The 17,137-nt window shown below is 59.7% G+C and carries 13 protein-coding genes and 1 riboswitch; of the genes, 5 read left to right on the top strand and 8 right to left on the bottom strand.

Annotation, left to right across the window (positions count from 1 at the left end):
- Positions 1 to 19: 19 nt before the first annotated feature.
- On the bottom strand, positions 20 to 1,951 hold the full coding sequence (gene recQ / locus AC8GFZ_RS13560; protein ID WP_506645437.1) for a DNA helicase RecQ: 1,932 nt from the start codon (positions 1,949 to 1,951) through the stop codon (positions 20 to 22).
- A complete protein-coding gene (locus AC8GFZ_RS13555) occupies positions 1,936 to 2,328 on the bottom strand; it encodes a rhodanese-like domain-containing protein (protein ID WP_506645436.1) in 393 nt (130 codons plus the stop codon). Before AC8GFZ_RS13555 ends, recQ begins: the two co-directional genes overlap by 16 nt.
- A gap of 65 nt (positions 2,329 to 2,393) precedes the next feature.
- Here AC8GFZ_RS13555 and AC8GFZ_RS13550 point away from each other — a divergent pair, with 65 nt between their 5' ends.
- A complete protein-coding gene (locus AC8GFZ_RS13550; protein WP_506645526.1) occupies positions 2,394 to 3,470 on the top strand; it encodes a homocysteine S-methyltransferase family protein in 1,077 nt (358 codons plus the stop codon).
- Positions 3,471 to 3,500: 30 nt separating this feature from the next.
- Here AC8GFZ_RS13550 and AC8GFZ_RS13545 read toward each other — a convergent pair whose 3' ends face one another.
- Positions 3,501 to 4,097, bottom strand: coding sequence for a hypothetical protein (locus AC8GFZ_RS13545; RefSeq protein ID WP_506645435.1), 597 nt, complete (start codon positions 4,095 to 4,097; stop codon positions 3,501 to 3,503).
- On the bottom strand, positions 4,097 to 4,300 hold the full coding sequence (locus AC8GFZ_RS13540; protein WP_506645434.1) for a hypothetical protein: 204 nt from the start codon (positions 4,298 to 4,300) through the stop codon (positions 4,097 to 4,099). Before AC8GFZ_RS13540 ends, AC8GFZ_RS13545 begins: the two co-directional genes overlap by 1 nt.
- 90 nt (positions 4,301 to 4,390) lie before the next feature.
- Positions 4,391 to 4,462: riboswitch (S-adenosyl-L-homocysteine riboswitch) on the top strand.
- 51 nt (positions 4,463 to 4,513) lie between these two features.
- On the opposite strand from AC8GFZ_RS13540, the gene metH reads away from it, so the two are divergent.
- A complete protein-coding gene (gene metH, locus AC8GFZ_RS13535) occupies positions 4,514 to 7,318 on the top strand; it encodes a methionine synthase (RefSeq protein ID WP_506645525.1) in 2,805 nt (934 codons plus the stop codon).
- A 15-nt stretch (positions 7,319 to 7,333) separates the two neighbouring features.
- Here metH and AC8GFZ_RS13530 read toward each other — a convergent pair whose 3' ends face one another.
- The 4 genes from AC8GFZ_RS13530 to AC8GFZ_RS13515 form a co-directional block, all read right to left on the bottom strand.
- On the bottom strand, positions 7,334 to 11,068 hold the full coding sequence (locus AC8GFZ_RS13530) for a beta strand repeat-containing protein (protein ID WP_506645433.1): 3,735 nt from the start codon (positions 11,066 to 11,068) through the stop codon (positions 7,334 to 7,336).
- Positions 11,069 to 11,298: 230 nt separating this feature from the next.
- Positions 11,299 to 11,493 (bottom strand): hypothetical protein, encoded by a 195-nt coding sequence (locus tag AC8GFZ_RS13525; RefSeq protein WP_506645432.1) that lies wholly within the window; start codon positions 11,491 to 11,493, stop codon positions 11,299 to 11,301.
- A 171-nt stretch (positions 11,494 to 11,664) separates the two neighbouring features.
- Positions 11,665 to 13,077, bottom strand: a complete 1,413-nt coding sequence (locus AC8GFZ_RS13520; protein ID WP_506645431.1) for an MFS transporter — start codon at positions 13,075 to 13,077, stop codon at positions 11,665 to 11,667.
- 70 nt (positions 13,078 to 13,147) lie between these two features.
- Entirely contained in the window at positions 13,148 to 14,650 is a 1,503-nt protein-coding gene (locus AC8GFZ_RS13515; RefSeq protein ID WP_506645524.1) for a YifB family Mg chelatase-like AAA ATPase, read from the bottom strand.
- Between the two features lie 170 nt (positions 14,651 to 14,820).
- Here AC8GFZ_RS13515 and AC8GFZ_RS13510 point away from each other — a divergent pair, with 170 nt between their 5' ends.
- From AC8GFZ_RS13510 to AC8GFZ_RS13500, 3 genes are all read left to right on the top strand, one after another.
- Positions 14,821 to 15,630, top strand: coding sequence for a TorF family putative porin (locus AC8GFZ_RS13510; protein WP_506645430.1), 810 nt, complete (start codon positions 14,821 to 14,823; stop codon positions 15,628 to 15,630).
- 343 nt (positions 15,631 to 15,973) lie between these two features.
- Complete coding sequence (locus AC8GFZ_RS13505; protein WP_506645429.1) at positions 15,974 to 16,759, top strand: TorF family putative porin; 786 nt, start codon at positions 15,974 to 15,976, stop codon at positions 16,757 to 16,759.
- A 23-nt stretch (positions 16,760 to 16,782) separates the two neighbouring features.
- Complete coding sequence (locus AC8GFZ_RS13500) at positions 16,783 to 17,121, top strand: P-II family nitrogen regulator (RefSeq protein WP_506645428.1); 339 nt, start codon at positions 16,783 to 16,785, stop codon at positions 17,119 to 17,121.
- The last annotated feature ends 16 nt before the right edge of the window (positions 17,122 to 17,137 follow it).

Here is a 17,137-nt window from a genome sequence, read left to right as displayed (position 1 = left end):
TTTCAGAGATGTGCTTATTTTAAGCCATGGCCCGTGCTGCCACCACGCGCAGCACTTCTTGTCCATAGGCTTGCAGTTTTTTCTGGCCAATGCCACTGATGTCTTGCAAGGCCTCCAGGCTGCTGGGGGCCAGGTGGGCAATGGCGTGCAGCGTGGCGTCGTGAAAAATCACATAGGCCGGCAGGTTGTGGGTGCGGGCCACTTCGCCGCGCCAGGCCTTGAGGGCTTGCAAGCGCTCTTGGGCGTTGGCGTCCAGCGTGGGCAGCCCCGGTGTGCCCTCGATGCGCCGCGCCTTGCGCTCGCTGGCGCGGTCGTGGCTGTGGCGCAGGGTGACGCTGTGGTTCCCTTTCAGGATGGCGCGGGAGGCGTCGGTCAAATACAAGGTGTTGAAGGCCTGCGCGTCCACGCCCAGGGCCTCGGTGGCCACCAGCTGACGCAACACGCTGCGCAACTGGGCTTCGCTGTAACGCTGGCCCACGCCAAAGCAACTCAGGTCTTGGTGGCTGTGTTGCAAAACCTTTTCGGTGCGCTTGCCACGCACGATGTCCATGGTGTGGGCCACGCCAAATTGCATGCCCGAATGCTGTTGCACCCGGTACACGGTCGAGAGCAGCATGCGCGCGGCCTCTGAGGCATCCCAGGTGTCGGGGGGTGACAAACAGTTGTCGCAATGGCCACAACGCATCAGCGGCGGGCTGCCGGCCCCTTCGGGCGCATAGGGCTCGCCAAAATAGGCCAGCAAGCGCACCCGCCGGCAGTCGGTGGCCTCGGCCAGCGCCAGCAAAGCGTCAAGCTTGCCGCGCATCACCTGCTTGTGGTCCTCGCCCGCTGGGCTTTCGTCGATCATGCGGCGCTGGTTGACCACGTCTTGCAAGCCATAGCACATCCAGGCTTGGGCGGGCAGGCCGTCGCGCCCGGCGCGGCCGGTCTCTTGGTAATAGCCCTCGATGTTCTTGGGCATGTCCAGGTGCGCCACAAAACGCACATCGGGTTTGTCGATGCCCATGCCAAAAGCGATGGTGGCCACCATCACAATGCCCTCTTCGCGCAAAAACCGGTCTTGGTGGCGCTGCCGAATGGCCGCATCCATCCCCGCGTGGTAGGGCAGCGCGAGCAAGCCGTGCTGCACCAAAGACTGCGCCACCTCCTCCACCCGCTTGCGCGACTGGCAATACACAATGCCGCTGTCGCTGCCCTCGGGCCCGGTGTGCTCGCGCTGGATCAAGCGCAGCAGCTGGGCCAAAGGCTCCTTTTTTTCGACAATCGTGTAGCGGATGTTGGGCCGGTCAAAGCTGCTGACAAATTGGCGCGCGTCTTCAAGCTGCAAGCGCTCCACAATGTCCGCACGCGTCAGGTCGTCGGCGGTGGCGGTCAGGGCCACGCGCGGCACACCCGCGAAACGCTCGTGCAAAACCGTCAGGCCACGGTACTCGGGGCGAAAGTCGTGCCCCCATTGGCTCACGCAGTGGGCTTCGTCAATCGCAAACAAACCCAGCAAACCGCGCTCGTGCAATTGGTCGAGCAAGGCCAAAAAGCGCGGCGTGGTCACCCGCTCGGGGGCGGCGTAGAGCAAAGTGATGTCGCCACTGAGCAAGCGTTGCTCCACCGCATGGGCCTGCTCGCCACTCAAGGTCGAATTGAGCAAGGCCGCGCTCACCCCCACCTCCAACAAAGCGCCCACTTGGTCGTGCATCAACGCGATCAAGGGCGAGACTACCACCGCCACACCCAAGCCAGCACGTTGCCGTGCAATGGCTGGTATTTGGTAACACAGCGACTTCCCCCCGCCAGTGGGCATCAGCACCAAGGCGTCACCCCCTTGGCTCACATGGCCAATGATGTCGGCCTGTGGGCCGCGAAATTGGTTGTAGCCAAACACCTCGCGCAGCAAGGCGTGCAAGGCCTGTGGTGCCAGCTCAGGCCGTGTGGCCGGGCTTACATCTGCTCCCACGGCAACCCTTCATGGCGCCAGCCATTGACGCTGGAGCGTTGAAAGCGGGGGTCCAAGTCACCCTCAAAGCCATGCACCACGTGGGCCACATCGGAGAAACCAGCGGCCTCCAAGGCAAGGCCTGCGTCGATGGTGCGCTGACCGCTGCGACACAGCAGCACCAGGGGTCTGGCCTTGTCGCCGGCCTCGGCCAGCACCTGGTTGCAAAACGCGGGGATGTCGGGGGTGAAGTCGGGGTATTCGTACCACGCCACATGCACGGCACCCGGGGGGCGGCCCACGTACATCGATTCGATTTCCATGCGCACGTCGATCAGCAAAGCCTCAGGGTTGGCTTGCAAGCATTCCCAAGCCTGCTTGGGCAATAAATGTTTCATGGGGGGCATTTTCGCTGTTTGGCAAAACCCTGTCCGCGTGGGACCGCGCAAGCCAGGTTTCTACAATCGGCCCCATGAACTACACCCGCGCCCAAACTTTGCCCGATTTGCTCCAGCAACGCATCGCCATCCTAGACGGTGCCATGGGCACCATGATCCAGCGCTTTAAGCTATCCGAGGCCCAGTACCGAGGCGCGGGCTTCAGCGGCGAGGGCGGCCAAGCTGAGCGTTTCGCCGACTTTCACCGCGACGTCAAAGGCAATAACGAGCTGCTCAGCCTCACCCGCCCGGACATCATCCGCGACATCCACGAGGGCTATTTGGCGTCGGGTGCCGACCTGATTGAGACCAACACCTTTGGCGCGACCACCATCGCACAGGCCGATTACGACATGGCCGACTTGGCGGTGGAAATGAACCGCGCCTCGGCCCGCATTGCCCGCGCCGCTTGCGACAAGTTCTCCACGCCCGACAAGCCGCGCTATGCGGTCGGCGCTTTGGGCCCCACGCCCAAAACCGCCAGCATCAGCCCCGATGTGAACGACCCCGGTGCGCGCAACGTCAACTTTGAAGAGCTGCGAGCGGCCTATTACGCGCAAGTGCAAGCCTTGGTGGAAGGCGGCGTGGACGTGTTGTTGGTCGAGACCATCTTCGACACCTTGAACGCTAAAGCCGCGCTGTTTGCCATTGACGAATACTTTGACGCCAGTGGCGAGCGCCTGCCGCTCATCATCAGTGGCACCGTCACCGACGCCTCGGGGCGCATCCTGAGCGGCCAAACCGTCACCGCGTTTTGGCACAGCGTGCGCCACGCCCAACCTTTGGCGGTGGGGCTGAACTGCGCCTTGGGCGCGGCCCTCATGCGCCCCTACATCCAAGAGCTCGCGCGCGTGGCCGGCGACACCTTCATCAGCTGTTACCCCAACGCCGGCCTGCCCAACCCCATGAGCGAGACCGGCTTTGACGAAACGCCTGATGTGACCAGCCGCTTGCTGCACGAGTTCGCCGCCGAGGGTTTGGTCAACATCGTGGGCGGCTGCTGCGGCACCACGCCCGAGCACATCGCAGCCATTGGCGACGCGGTGTCGCCACTCAAACCGCGTGGGGTGCATGCTTGGGGTGGGTATAAGCAGGCGGCGTGAGGTGATGGTGCGGTTGATGATGTCCGTTGATCAAGCCTTGATAGGGCGAAAGTAACCCTTGATGCAATCGGTGTTGCGGATGCAAAGTTGAATGTGGTTTTCGCTGCGGAAACCGGCGTTGGGATAGAGGTGCGCGCCTTCTAAAAACGGCCCGCGCACAGAGTCGTATTCTTCTTCGTTGCGCTCTTTGCGGTATTCATGCAAGTAGTTCAGTACCAAGCAATCGAGCTTTCTGCCGGCGTTGTCCGGCGTGTTTCCGGCATTGGAGGGCATGGGTGTGCCTGTCAGCTGCATGGTTTGTTCGAGTTCGGCATGTGCTGTCCGAACTTGCCTCAGCCCTTCTTTGTCAAACAGATCGAGGCAGCGGCGCAGGTCAATGATGGCGCCAATGACAAATGGCGCCAGGATCTTTTCTTCTTGTTGTTTAAGCTCAGCCCACTCAAGTGCGCGCGCAGGATTGCCTTCCCAAAAGTAAATTCCATGGCCCAGCCAGTCATAAATTTTGGTGGAAGGCTTCAGGTGCTTGGTTTTGCCTGAGAGCAGGGCTTCGCCGATGGCCTTGTCACAGCCGTGAAAGCCCAGTACGAAGCTGGGCTGGTATTCGTAAGTCGACCAATGGGCAGACATCAGCCGCGATAGGGTTTGGCCAACGCACCTTTCTTGTTCAAGATACCCGCGCGGATGAGGAATTCTTGAGCGGTTTTTTTGGATTCGCGAATCTCACGGCCAAACGCCTGCATGTCGGCAATGCGTTCATCAGGCGTCATGGCAACCACAGATTTGCCACGAGGCGGTGTGGCCACTTTGCTCGGTTTATTCATGGTGATCATATGGGGCTCCCTGACAATGCATTTTTATGCTTTCAAATAACTATACCTCGTCCATTGCGGCTTGGAAATCAGAAGGGCTTAAAATCTGATCGTCTCAAGGAGCGTTGCAGCTTCGCACGAAGCCAGGCTTGAGATGATTGCCCGCAACGACGCTCGCCTGTTTTGCATCCATCAGGTGAGCCCATGACGACCCCACATACCGCTGTACCCCCCATGAAGCTATCTGGCTTGGAGCCGGTTCGCATTGGCGTGACCGCCAGCGATGACGGCACAGGCACGGCGCAACAAGCCACGTTTGTGAACATCGGCGAGCGCACCAACGTCACCGGCTCCAAAGCCTTCGCCCGCATGATTTTGAACGGCGAGTACGAGCAAGCCCTGGCCGTTGCGCGGCAGCAGGTGGAAAACGGCGCACAAATCATCGACATCAACATGGACGAGGCCATGCTCGACAGCCTTGCCGCCATGGTGCGTTTTTTGAACCTCATCGCGTCTGAACCCGACATCGCCCGTGTGCCCATCATGATCGACAGCTCTAAGTGGAGCGTCATCGAGGCCGGCTTGCGTTGCATACAAGGCAAGGGCATTGTGAATTCCATCAGCATGAAAGAGGGCTTGGACGAATTCAAGCGCCAAGCCAAGCTGATCAAGCGCTATGGCGCGGCCGCGGTGGTGATGGCGTTCGACGAAAAAGGCCAAGCCGACACCTACCAACGCAAGGTGGAGATTTGCGAACGCGCTTACCGCGTGTTGATCGCGGATGTTGACCAAGGTGGGGTGGGCTTTGCGCCTGAAGACATCATCTTCGACCCGAATATTTTTGCCATCGCTACTGGCATTGAAGAGCACGACAACTACGCGGTGGACTTCATCAACGCCACGCGCTGGATCAAAGAGAACCTGCCCGGCGCCAAGGTCAGCGGTGGTGTGTCAAATGTGAGTTTTTCATTCCGTGGCAACGACCCGGTGCGCGAAGCCATCCACACCGTGTTCCTGTACCACGCCATCCAAGCGGGCATGGACATGGGCATCGTCAACGCCGGCATGGTGGGCGTTTATGACGACCTCGAGCCCACGCTGCGCGAGCGTGTGGAAGACGTGGTGTTGAACAGAACGCCTCAGTACAAAGACGGCGAAGCGCACCTGACAGCGGGCGAGCGTTTGATTGAAGTGGCTGAGAGCGCCAAGGGCGCGGCCAAAGACGACAGCGCCAAGCTGGCTTGGCGAGGCACGCCCGAGGCACCGGTGAGCGTGTCGCACAAACTCAGCCATGCGCTGGTGCATGGCATCACCGAATTCATCAACGAAGACACCGAAGCCGCTTACCAAGAGGTGTTGGCCCGTGGCGGCAGGCCGCTGCATGTGATCGAAGGCCCGCTGATGGACGGCATGAACGTGGTCGGCGATTTGTTTGGCCAAGGCAAGATGTTTTTGCCGCAGGTGGTGAAAAGCGCTCGCGTGATGAAGCAGGCCGTGGCCCATCTGATCCCCTACATCGAAGAAGAAAAACGTTTGCAAGAAGCGGCCGGCGAAGATGTGAAAACCAAGGGCAAGATCGTGATTGCTACAGTCAAAGGCGATGTGCACGACATTGGCAAAAACATCGTCACCGTGGTTTTGCAATGCAACAACTTTGACGTGGTCAACATGGGTGTGATGGTGCCCTGCCACGAAATTTTGGCCCGCGCCAAGGTGGAAGGCGCGGACATCATCGGCTTGTCGGGCCTCATCACCCCCAGCTTGGAAGAGATGCAGTACGTTGCCGCCGAGATGCAAAAGGACGACCATTTCCGCTTGCGCAAAATCCCGCTGCTCATTGGTGGCGCCACTTGCAGCCGTGTGCATACCGCGGTGAAGATTGCGCCGCACTACGAAGGGCCGGTGGTTTATGTGCCCGACGCCTCGCGCAGCGTGGGCGTGGCGCAAGGCCTGCTGAGTGACCAAGCGGCACAGTACATCGAAGAACTCAACGCCGACTACGCCAAAGTGCGCGAGCAACACGCCAACAAAAAGCAAACCCCCTTGCTGCCGCTGGCCAAGGCCCGTGCCAACGCCGCGGCCATCGATTGGGCGGCGTTCCAGCCCACCGCGCCAAAGTTCATTGGCAAGCGGGTCTTCAAAAACTTTGATTTGGCCGAGTTGGAGCCCTTCATCGACTGGGGCCCTTTCTTCCAAACCTGGGATTTGGCCGGTCCCTTCCCCGCCATCTTGAAAGACGAGGTGGTGGGCACTGAAGCGCAGCGGGTGTTCAGCGACGGCAAGCGCATGTTGAAGCGGCTGATTGAAGGCCGCTGGTTGCAAGCCCATGCGGTGGTGGGCCTGTACCCCGCCAACAGCGTGGGCGACGACATCGTGCTGTGGACCGACGAGAGCCGCAGCCAACGTGCGCTCACCTGGCACGGCTTGCGCCAGCAAACCGAAAAGCCGGTACATGACGGTGTGCAAAACCCCAACCGTTGCTTGTCTGACTTTGTCGCACCTTTGAACGATGCCAAAGGCCAGGCCAGCGGCTTGCAAGACCATGTGGGCCTGTTCGCCGTGACCGCCGGTGTGGGCGTGGGCTCAAAAGAAAAATACTTCATGGACGACCACGACGACTACAGCGCCATCATGCTCAAAGCCTTGGCCGACCGCTTGGCCGAAGCCTTTGCCGAGTGCATGCATGCCCGGGTGCGCCGCGACCTGTGGGGCTACGCCGCCACAGAGCAATTGAGCAACGAAGAGTTGATCAAAGAAAAATACAAAGGTATCCGCCCCGCACCCGGCTACCCCGCCTGCCCCGACCACAGCGTGAAAAAGCAAATGTTCGACTTGCTGCAATGCCAAGACATCGGCATGACGCTGACTGAGAGCATGGCCATGACACCTGCGGCGAGTGTGAGCGGTTTTTACCTGGCACACCCCGAGGCCACCTACTTCAACGTGGGCCGCATTGGTGATGATCAGGTGCAAGACTTGGCCAAGCGCCAAGGCGTGGACGACAAAGACTTGTTGCGTTTGCTGGCGCCCAACCTTTGAGCGCAGCCATCGGCATCAAATGACACCGTTGTTGCTCACCATCAACTGATCGATCAACAACTGCGCTTGCGCACTGGCGTGGTTGTAAACCACCAAGGTGTGCCCGCCTTGAACCACTGTGTCATTGGATTGCACCCATCCCGTGACACTGAGGTCAATGTCCACGCGGTCATTGCTGCCCCCATACACCGCCACTTGGTGCTTGGCCACGCTTTGGCCATTCACTTGAAACAGGTTCATACCGGCCATGTCGACCACATCTCTGAGTTCAATGGTCAGTTGGTTGGCGGCGGCGTCGCTGGCCATGTCGATGATTTCGATGCTTTCAATCCGGCTCAAACCATCCGGCCCGCCCGCGTCCACATTGGCCACTTTCGTCAAGTCCAGGTCGCCGCCCAAAGCGGAAATGCGCAGGGTGTCCAGGCCACTGCCGCCCACCACCCGCGACAACTGGTAGGTGTTGCCGCCTTGCCCGAACACGTTTTGCAAAGCGGTGAGGTTGCTGAGGTTGAGGACAAAAGTGTCGTCGCCCGCGCCACCCATCATCACATCGGCGCCGCCACCGCCGATCAAAATGTCGTTGCCCTGGCCTGCGGCAAAGGTTTCGCTGTAGCCGGTGCCGGTGAGTTTTTCGCTCGCAGCGGTGCCGACGAAGTCCACGGTTTGGGCCAGTTGGCTGCCGCCAAATATCACGTAGCTTTTTCCGGTGAAGTTACCAATACCGCGCCCACCCACGATCAAATCGTCAAAGCCGTCGCCGTTGACGTCGTCCGCTGCGCTTACCGCGTACCGGGACTTGTCGGTGGGGTCAAGCAAGCCGTTGATCACAAAACCGCCGTTGCCGGCTTCGATCGCAGTGGCCTCCACGGCCGTGTTGTCGGCCTTGCCAAAAATCACATAGCTTTTGTTGCCGTTTGCCGTGCCGACGATCAAGTCGGCCAAGCCATCGCCATTGATGTCGCCGGCGGAGCCCACCGAATAGCCGGCATATTCTTCCGCCAGGCCCTTGAAGGCAAACCCGTTGCTGCCCAAGTTGTTCACATCAATAGCGCCGCCATCGCTTTTGCCAAACACCACATAGGCCGCGCCCGCATTGGCAGAGTTATACGGTGTGCCCACAATCACATCGGCCAAACCGTCGCCGTTGACGTCGCCAGCGGAGCGCACCGAAAAGCCCAATTCGTCGAGGAAGGCCTCCCCCTTGATCACATAGCCTTGGGTGTTGTTCGCGGTTTCCAAGTCGAAGAGGTTGATCGCGCTGGCGTTGGCTTTGCCGAACACCACATAGGCATGGCCAGCGCCAATAGACGCAAATCCTGGTCCTCCAGCACCTGTGGCGCTCACCAGCAAATCGGCCAAACCATCGCCATTCACATCGCCGGCGGAACTGACCGAAAACCCCGCGCTGGCAAAAGATTGGTTGAATTGCCCGTCGTCGTAGAACATTCGAAAGCCAGTTTGCGCCCCCTCAATGTCAAGCAAGTTGACATCTGTATTCAACCCCGTTTGACCAAACAGCACATAGGCATTGGCATTTGTGTCCACACTTCCCTCCGCGCCCACGATCAGGTCTGCCACACCATCCCCGTTGACGTCGCCCGCCGATCGAGCCGATCGGCCCAACAAATTGCCCCCAGCAAAGTTATAGGGCGTGTTCAAAGTAAAACCATCGCCACCCAAGTTTGAAATCTCCACGGCGTCGGTGTCTGTTTTGCCAAACACCACATGGGCAGAGCCAGCGTCTATAGAGTTTGTAAAAGTGCTATCGATGTTGCTGAAGGGCGACCCCACAATCAAGTCGGCCAGGCCGTCGCCATTGATGTCCCCAACCGCGCTCACCGAGGTGCCCAGTTCGTCGCCACGGCCGTTGTTGTTGTTCGTGTCACCATCCCATTGGCCATTGGGATCGCCGCGGATGACAAACCCACCGCTACCTTGCGCAATGTCGCTCAGCTGAACGTCCGTCAAATCGGTTTTGCCAAACACCACATACACATTGCCCGCATAGACATTGGCCCCGCGTGCCCCGATCAGCAAATCGTCCAGGCCGTCGCCATTCACATCCCCGGCGTTGCTCACCGCCCAGCCGCTTTGGTCATCGGCTGTTTGCCCGTGGATGATGAGCTGCTTGGGCTTGCCGGCTTCATCGACTTCGCCAACCCTGATCGGGCCGAGTACCGGGTTGATGGGGGCCGGGTCAGGTTCTTGGTTCAAAGCGAATGGGCTGCTGCGTTGTGACAAATTACCCGCTTTGTCCACCGCATACACCACATAATTTCGTCCAGTCTCCAGGCTAGCCAAAGCCACGATGACGTTATCTTTCTTGGGGGTGGATTGCGACAGCAGCAAACTGTTTGGTGCATTGAGGATGTCGGCCAAGCTATTGATGCTGAGGTTGTCGCCCTCCACCACATACAAAGTTCCGCCTTCGCTCACATCCACTGACAAGCTTTCGATGTTCAGAAAATCGTTGCCGTTGCTCAGGTTGACAGTGGGGGCGGTGGTGTCGATGGGTTGCAGGTCAATGGGGGTGGCGGTGCCCACATTGCCGATGGCATCGCTCAAACTTGCAGCTACTGCGATGGTCTCGCTGCCGTCAAATTGATCCACCTTGGCGGTGTAGGTGTCTAGGCCATTGACACCTACCGTGATGGTGAACCAGTCGGCCAGGGCGCTGCCTTGGATGGTGTTGCCATTGATCTTGACGCTGGCAGTGGCGCCCGTGGTGACGGTAAAGCCTTGGTTGAAGGTTTCGCCAGGTGCGGCATCACTGTCGCCAATAGCGGTCAACGTGACCGTTGGTGCCAAAGTATCGATGGTTTGTTTGGCAAAGCCAGACAGATCAGCATCGAGCACCGAGTTGCCCGCAGCGTCTTTGAGGCCGCTGCCTTTGAGGCTCAGGCTCACCGTGCCGTTGGCCACACCGCTGTTGGGTGTGACCACCACGGTGTATTGGTTCGTGCCCGCCACGGGGGTGACAGAAGTCACCGTGCCTTGTGTGGCGCTGAAATTGGCGGTGCTGGGTGCACTGGCAAGGGCCTTGCTGAAGCTGACCTTAAAGCTGATATCGCTGTTGGTTGGCTTGTCGGAAGTGCCGGTGACGGCGGTGACCACAGGCGGCACGGTATCGCCGCTGGGCGTGGCGTCACTGGTTTTGCCGCCGCCGCCGCCATCGGCAATGGCGGCCACCCCGGCGACGCCGGCTGCGCCTGCGGCCAGCGTGCCCCAACCAAAACCGGGGACGGCAGGGGCCAAAGCCGTCAAAGGGGTGATGCCAAAAGCGACCGGATTGACACACAAGATGCCAGCACTGCCCGGCGACCACAGAACCCCCGCAGCATCGCCTGCCAAACTGGCTGTGGAGTCAATCGCCGACAAAGGGCAGTTGGCCAGGCCGGTTGGAAACACGTATTGGATCGCCGCCGTGGGCACCATTGAGCTGGGGGGCTGGGGGACTGGGGTATCGCCTGGCGTGGGCACATCGCTGTCAAAGTAGTTGAGCAGGTTGACAACCGGCGTGCCGTTCAGCTCAATGACCAGGTTTTTGCCTTTGCGGATGATTTTCTGACCCGCCACGGGCTGTTGGGTCTGCGGGTCCAGCAGGGCATAGATTTTGTTGGGCTCTGCTGGCACGGCCAGTACAAAACTTTTGCTCCCGCTGGTGCTGACAACCGTTTGCGATGGGGGCGCTTTGGATGTGCCTGCCTGTGGGGTGGGCCGATCGCGGCTCAGCAGTAAATAAGACGACATGGTTTTTACTCGCTTGGCCCGCCAAACATTTGGCAAACCGACAACTGGCAACCATTGTATTAATAATTTACACCGAATACAACTATAGATTTATTAAATGCAAGCCAATTCCACAAAAATGAACTATTAAGAGGGAGCCTGACTCACCGACCCTGGGGCTTGATCGATGACCAACTCCCCAAAAAACACAGCCCGCTGATGCGGGCTGTGTGGGGTGGGCGGGAAGAAAATTACTTCTTGGTTTCTTCTTTTTTAACGGCGGCTTTTTCTTTCACTGGAGCGCTTTTGGCCTCGGCCTTGACTTCGGCTTTGGCTGCGGCTTTGGGTGGCGTTTTGTCGCCCGCCGCTGGGGCCAGGTTAGGGGTGCTGGCAAATGATGCGCTGGCAAATGCAGACAACAGGATGGTGGTGAAGAGTTTGTTCATGGAGAGCTCCTTGGTTGAGGTTTGAATCACTCCGAAAGCTGGAGTGATCATTCAACGACCCCTGATGACGCGCTGTTGACCCAAATAAAAAATTATTCGTGTCAACCAAATCACCAAAAAAACATTGATGATGCGCTTTCAATGCGCTTTCAATGCGCTTTCAATGCGCTTTCAATGCGCTTTCAATGCCGAGGATTTTTGTGCCATCCACATGCACACCACCGCCACCAACCCCAGCGCACACATGCACACCAAGCCCCAGGTGTAGCCCCATTGGCTGGACCACAACAAACCCATCAACCAGGGCGCGAAGGCCCGTGCCATGGCGGTGGGAAAGCCGAGCAATCCGTTCAAGCTGCCGGTGTGCAAGCGGCTGACGTATTCGGTCATGGCGGTGGCGCGCACGATGGTGAGCAAGCCATTGCCCACTCCAAACAACAACACAAACAGCAAGGACCACCACACCTGCCCGTAGCCCCAGAGCAAGACCGCAAACCCCAAGGGAATGAGGGCGGGCAGCCACAGGTTGCCCGCGTGAACGGGCAAGCGGTGCTCGGTGGTGTACAGGGCCAGTCGCCCCACCACTTGAAGCACACCGATGCTGGCCGGCATGGCAATGGCCCAGGCCTCGCTCATGCCAGCTTCGCGCAGCAGGCTCACCAAATGCGGCGGCAGTGCGGCTGTGGTGCCCATCATCAACACCACAAACACGCTCAACCACCAAAACGCGGGTTGTTTCAAATGCACCGACCAAGCGGGTTCTTCTTGGCGCGCAGCGCTGCCCCCGTGGGTGCCAGATGAAGGCAATTGCAGGTGCGCAGGTGAAGCCGAGGGCGTGGTAGAGGTAGAGGTAGAGGTAGAGGGTGAGGTAGAGGGTGAGGGTGAGGGTGAGGGTGAGGGTGAGGGTGAGGGTGAGGGTGAGGGTGAGGGTGAGGGTGAGGGTGAGGCGTGGTCGTGCGCGACCCCATGGGTGGCACCGGCTTGTGGGCCATGGGCCATCTCGGGGCCCGATGGGCGCAGCCACCAAGCGTGCAGGGGCGCGCACACCAAGGCGTTGAGCGCGGCCAGCACCCACAGCGCGTCGCGCCAGCCCCAGTGCTCGACCAAAGCGGCGGTGAGGGGGATGAACACCGTGCTGGCCAGCCCACCCAAAAACGTCATGGTGATGATGGCGCGCCGGTAAGCGCTGCCATAGCGTTGGGTCAACACCGTGAAGGCCGGTGTGTACAAGGTGGCGGCCCAGGCCAGGCCCATGCACGACCACACCGCATAAAACCCGGCCACACTGTCGACCCAGCGGTGCGCCACAAAACACAGGCCCACGGCCAAGGAGCCCAAAGTCATCACGCGCCGGGCATGGCCTTGGTCGACCCAACGGCCCACGGCAAAGGCCATCACACCTTCGCCCAGCAAGGCCAGGCTGAAGGCCAGCGAAGATTGCGCCCGGTCTATGCCGAGTGCGGTCTCCATCGGCCCCATGAACAGGGCAAAACCATAAAAACCACTGCCCCAGGTGATCAACTGCGCCAGCGACAACCACCACACCAAAGCGTGTGAAGGTGTGGCGGGGGTTGTGCGCGTCATCCTCCGATTATGCGAAACCGCCTCGATCAACGGGCTTGGCCGTCGCGGGTGTAACCCGCCGCGAAAACACTCACCAGGCGGGGCGGTATTGCAGCGCCTCGGCCATGTCTTGGGCCTCGATGAGCACATGGCCGTGCAAGTCGGCCACGGTGCGGGCCACGCGCAAGCAGCGGTGGGTGCCCCGCCCCGACCAACCCAAGCGCTGGGCCGCGCGTTCGAGCAGTTGCTGCGCGGCGGGCTGGCGCGTCAGGCTGTCCAAGGCTTGGCCTTGCAACAAGTGGTTGGTGTGGCCTTGGCGCGCCAGGGCAAGCTCGCGGGCGGCTTGGCAATCTTGGCGCAAGGCTGCGCTGCTGGCGCCCGGGGGGGTGTTGAGCAAGGCCTGTGGGTTTAGGCTGGGCACCTCCACATGCAGGTCAATGCGGTCGAGCAACGGCCCCGACAACTTGCCTTGGTAGCGCGCCACTTGGTCGGGCGTGCAGCGGCAGGCTTTGAGGGTGGAGCCGTGGTGCCCGCAAGGGCAGGGGTTCATGGCCGCGATGAGCTGAAAGCGCGCCGGAAACTCGGCTTGTTGGGCAGCCCGCGAGATGGTGATGCGCCCGCTTTCCAGCGGCTCGCGCAAAGCCTCCAAAGCGCTGCGCGCAAACTCGGGTAATTCGTCTAAAAACAACACACCGTGGTGGGCCAGCGATATCTCGCCCGGTCGGGGTGGCGAACCGCCGCCGACCAAGGCCACCGAGGTGGCGGTGTGGTGCGGGCTGCGCACCGGCCTGCGCCCCCAGTCCTGTGGCGCAAAACGCCCCACCAGGCTGGCCACGGCGGCGCTTTCCAGGCATTGGGTCAAGTCCATGGCGGGCAACAAGCTGGCAAAGCGCTGCGCCAGCATCGATTTGCCGCTGCCCGGCGGGCCCACCATCAACACACTGTGGCCGCCTGCGGCCGCGATTTGCAAGGCCCGTTTGGCAGCGGCTTGGCCTTTCACCTCAGCCAGGTCAAGGCCCAGCGGCTCAGGCGTGGGCGCAGCGGCGGTCAAGACCGGCCAGTCGGCCTTGTCCGCATCGGGTGCAAAAGCCTGCACCACGTCGCGCAAGTGCAAAGCCCCGTGCACCTTGATGTGCGGCACCCATGCGGCCTCGCGGGCGTTGTCCATGGGCAACACCAGACGCTTGGGGCTGTCTTGCGCCGCCAAGGCCATGCCCATGGCCAAAGCGCCGCGCACCGGGCGCAGCTCTCCCGACAAAGACAACTCACCCGCAAACTCGTGTCCGGACATGGCGACGGCGTCCACCACCCCGCTGGCTGCCAAGATGCCCATGGCAATGGGCAGATCAAAACGGCCTGAGTCCTTGGGCAAATCGGCCGGCGCCAGGTTGACGGTGATGCGTTTGTTGCTAGGAAACGACAGGCCAGCGTTTTGAATGGCGCACCTGACCCGCTCCCTCGCCTCTTTCACCTCGGTATCGGCCAGGCCCACCAAGGTGAAGCTGGGCAGCCCATTGGCCAAGTGAACTTCCACGCTCACGGCGGGGGCTTGCAGGCCCACCAAACAGCGGCTGTTGACCATGGCCAAGCCCATCGAGCTTCCTTTTTTCAAAAATGCAAGTTTTGACAATTTGGTGAAAGCCGTGAAGAATCATGGTTTTCCCTGATCGCCGGGGTGGGTGTGCAGTACCCGTGACCAGCACCCCCATCGTGGCCCAGGAAATCGATTCTTTCATCCTCAATAACCCTGCTTTGGAGCCCAAAATGAGTAAAAAAACATTGGCCTTGGCCGCATTGACATTGGTTTCTGGCGCTGTGTTCGCACAGGCCGCCCCCGAAACCACCCTGACCTTCAACGCTGGCGTGGTCACCGACTACCGCTACCGTGGCATCACCCAAAGCCGCAACGAAGCCGCTGTGCAAGGTGGCGTGGACTACGCCCACAAGAGCGGCTTTTACGTCGGCGCTTGGGCCTCCACCATCAAGTGGATTGCTGACAACTCATACACTGCCAACTCTGGCGGAACACGCACGGGAACGGACATCACTGGAAACGTAGAGTTGGACCTGTACGGTGGGTACAAGTTCGACTTGGCCAAAGACGTGACCATGGATGTTGGTTACTTGCGTTACCAATATCAAGGCAACAACTTGGAAGCAACCAGAACAAACGTCAATGCTGGCCAGTACAACAACGCCAACACCAACGAGGTTTACACCGCCATCACCATGGGCCCCATCACTGCCAAGTACTCCTACAGTTTGGGTGATCTGTTTGGCTACATTGACTCCAAAGGCAGCGGCTACTTTGATTTGTCGGCCAACTTTGAAGTCATTCCCACTTGGACGGTCACACCCCATGTGGGCCGTCAGACGGTCAATTACACCGTTCAAGGCGTGAATGCTTCATACAACGATATGTCTTTGACCGTTACCAAGGACTTCGGTAAAGGCTTGACCACTTCTTTGTCGTACCACGGAACCAATGCTGAGCCCAGCATTTACTCCAGCTCTTTTGACAACAAGTACTTGGGCGAACGCGGTGCCGTTTTGGGTATGAAGTACAACTTCTGACCCCCGGTCAGGCTGTAACGGCCTGACCCAAACCCCGCCGTTGCTATGCCCGGCGGGGTTTTTTCTTGGCCCCCAAAAAGCGCTACCCCCCAACTTGAGCGGCCCATCAAGGCGTTTGTGACCCGTCACGCCGTTGTCATAGCGCGCATCAATTTGGGGATTCATTTGGCAGATAACCCAAAAGCACAATCATGCGCACCAAAATAATGCGGCCACTGATATAGATATGAAATGCATGTGGCTTTGTTGGGGTCAATCCAAAGCGAAACCGCACCAAATTGGCGAAAAAGGCGGGTGGCACAAAGTCTGCTTATACGTGTTACACCTTACTTTGGAGAAACCCATGAAGAAATCCGCTCTGTCCCTGATCACCTTGGCTTTGGCCAGCGGCGCTGCCGTGGCCCAAACTGCGCCAGCGCCCGCCAGCACCCTCAGCTACAACATCGGCGTGGTCACCGACTACCGCTACCGGGGTATCTCGCAGTCCAGCCGCAACCCTGCGGTGCAAGTCGGTGCCGATTACGCGCACAAGAGCGGCTTCTACATTGGCGCATGGCACTCCACCATCCAGTGGATCACCGACAACAGTTCTTATGCACCCGCCACCACCGTCAAGGGGGCTGGCGAACTCGATATTTATGGCGGCTACAAAGGCGAAATCGTCAAGGGCTTGGGCTACGACGTGGGCATGTTGCGCTACGAATACCTGGGCAACACCTTGGAAGACACCGGCGGCGCCAAATATGGGGTGTACGACAACGCCAACACCACCGAGGTCTATGGCGCTTTGAGCTTTGGCATGTTCACCGCCAAGTACTCCTTCTCCACCACCCCCTTGTTTGGCAACTTGCGCTCCAGTGGCAGCGGCTACTTGGACTTGAGCGCGACTGTTGACCTGGGCAATGGCTTGTCCGTGGTGCCGCATTTTGGCGCGCAGTCGGTGGCCAATGTGCCTGTTGCCGCTTACAACGATTACAGCGTCACTTTGAACAAAGACTTTGGCAATGGCATGGTGGCTTCTTTGGCCTATGTCACCACCAACGCCAATAAAACCAACTACGCCCGCCCCAGCGACAACAAGTTTTTGGGTGAGTCGGCCGGCGTGATCGGCCTCAAGTACACGTTCTAAAGAACCTCACGATTGGACACCCCATGAAAATCATCACCGCCATCATCAAACCGTTCAAGCTCGACGAGGTCCGCGAGGCCTTGTCGGCCATCGGTGTGCAAGGCATCACCGTGACCGAGGTCAAGGGCTTTGGTCGCCAAAAGGGCCACACCGAGCTGTACCGTGGCGCCGAATACGTGGTCGACTTTTTGCCCAAGGTCAAGATCGAGGCCGCCGTGGCCACCGAGTTGGTCGAGCGCGCCATCGAAGCCATCGAGGGCGCTGCCCGCACCGGCAAGATCGGCGACGGCAAGATCTTTGTGTACGACCTGGAGCAGGTGGTGCGCATCCGCACCGGTGAAACCGGTAAAGAGGCGCTTTGAGCCGCAGCACCACGAA

It is taken from the genome of Limnohabitans rimovensis (SeqCode), from assembly GCF_965234775.1.
Classification (GTDB): domain Bacteria; phylum Pseudomonadota; class Gammaproteobacteria; order Burkholderiales; family Burkholderiaceae_C; genus Limnohabitans; species Limnohabitans rimovensis.
This window is presented reverse-complemented; position numbering and strand designations above follow the sequence as displayed.

Bases quoted from the DNA above. Each gene is read 5' to 3' on its own strand.
- AC8GFZ_RS13555 (WP_506645436.1), bottom strand. From the start codon at position 2,328: ATGAAACATTTATTGCCCAAGCAGGCTTGGGAATGCTTGCAAGCCAAC.
- AC8GFZ_RS13545 (WP_506645435.1), bottom strand. From the start codon at position 4,097: ATGTCTGCCCATTGGTCGACTTACGAATACCAGCCCAGCTTCGTACTG.
- AC8GFZ_RS13540 (WP_506645434.1), bottom strand. From the start codon at position 4,300: ATGATCACCATGAATAAACCGAGCAAAGTGGCCACACCGCCTCGTGGC.
- metH (WP_506645525.1), top strand. From the start codon at position 4,514: ATGAAGCTATCTGGCTTGGAGCCGGTTCGCATTGGCGTGACCGCCAGC.
- AC8GFZ_RS13530 (WP_506645433.1), bottom strand. From the start codon at position 11,068: ATGTCGTCTTATTTACTGCTGAGCCGCGATCGGCCCACCCCACAGGCA.
- AC8GFZ_RS13525 (WP_506645432.1), bottom strand. From the start codon at position 11,493: ATGAACAAACTCTTCACCACCATCCTGTTGTCTGCATTTGCCAGCGCA.
- AC8GFZ_RS13520 (WP_506645431.1), bottom strand. From the start codon at position 13,077: ATGACGCGCACAACCCCCGCCACACCTTCACACGCTTTGGTGTGGTGG.
- AC8GFZ_RS13515 (WP_506645524.1), bottom strand. From the start codon at position 14,650: ATGGGCTTGGCCATGGTCAACAGCCGCTGTTTGGTGGGCCTGCAAGCC.
- AC8GFZ_RS13510 (WP_506645430.1), top strand. From the start codon at position 14,821: ATGAGTAAAAAAACATTGGCCTTGGCCGCATTGACATTGGTTTCTGGC.
- AC8GFZ_RS13505 (WP_506645429.1), top strand. From the start codon at position 15,974: ATGAAGAAATCCGCTCTGTCCCTGATCACCTTGGCTTTGGCCAGCGGC.
- AC8GFZ_RS13500 (WP_506645428.1), top strand. From the start codon at position 16,783: ATGAAAATCATCACCGCCATCATCAAACCGTTCAAGCTCGACGAGGTC.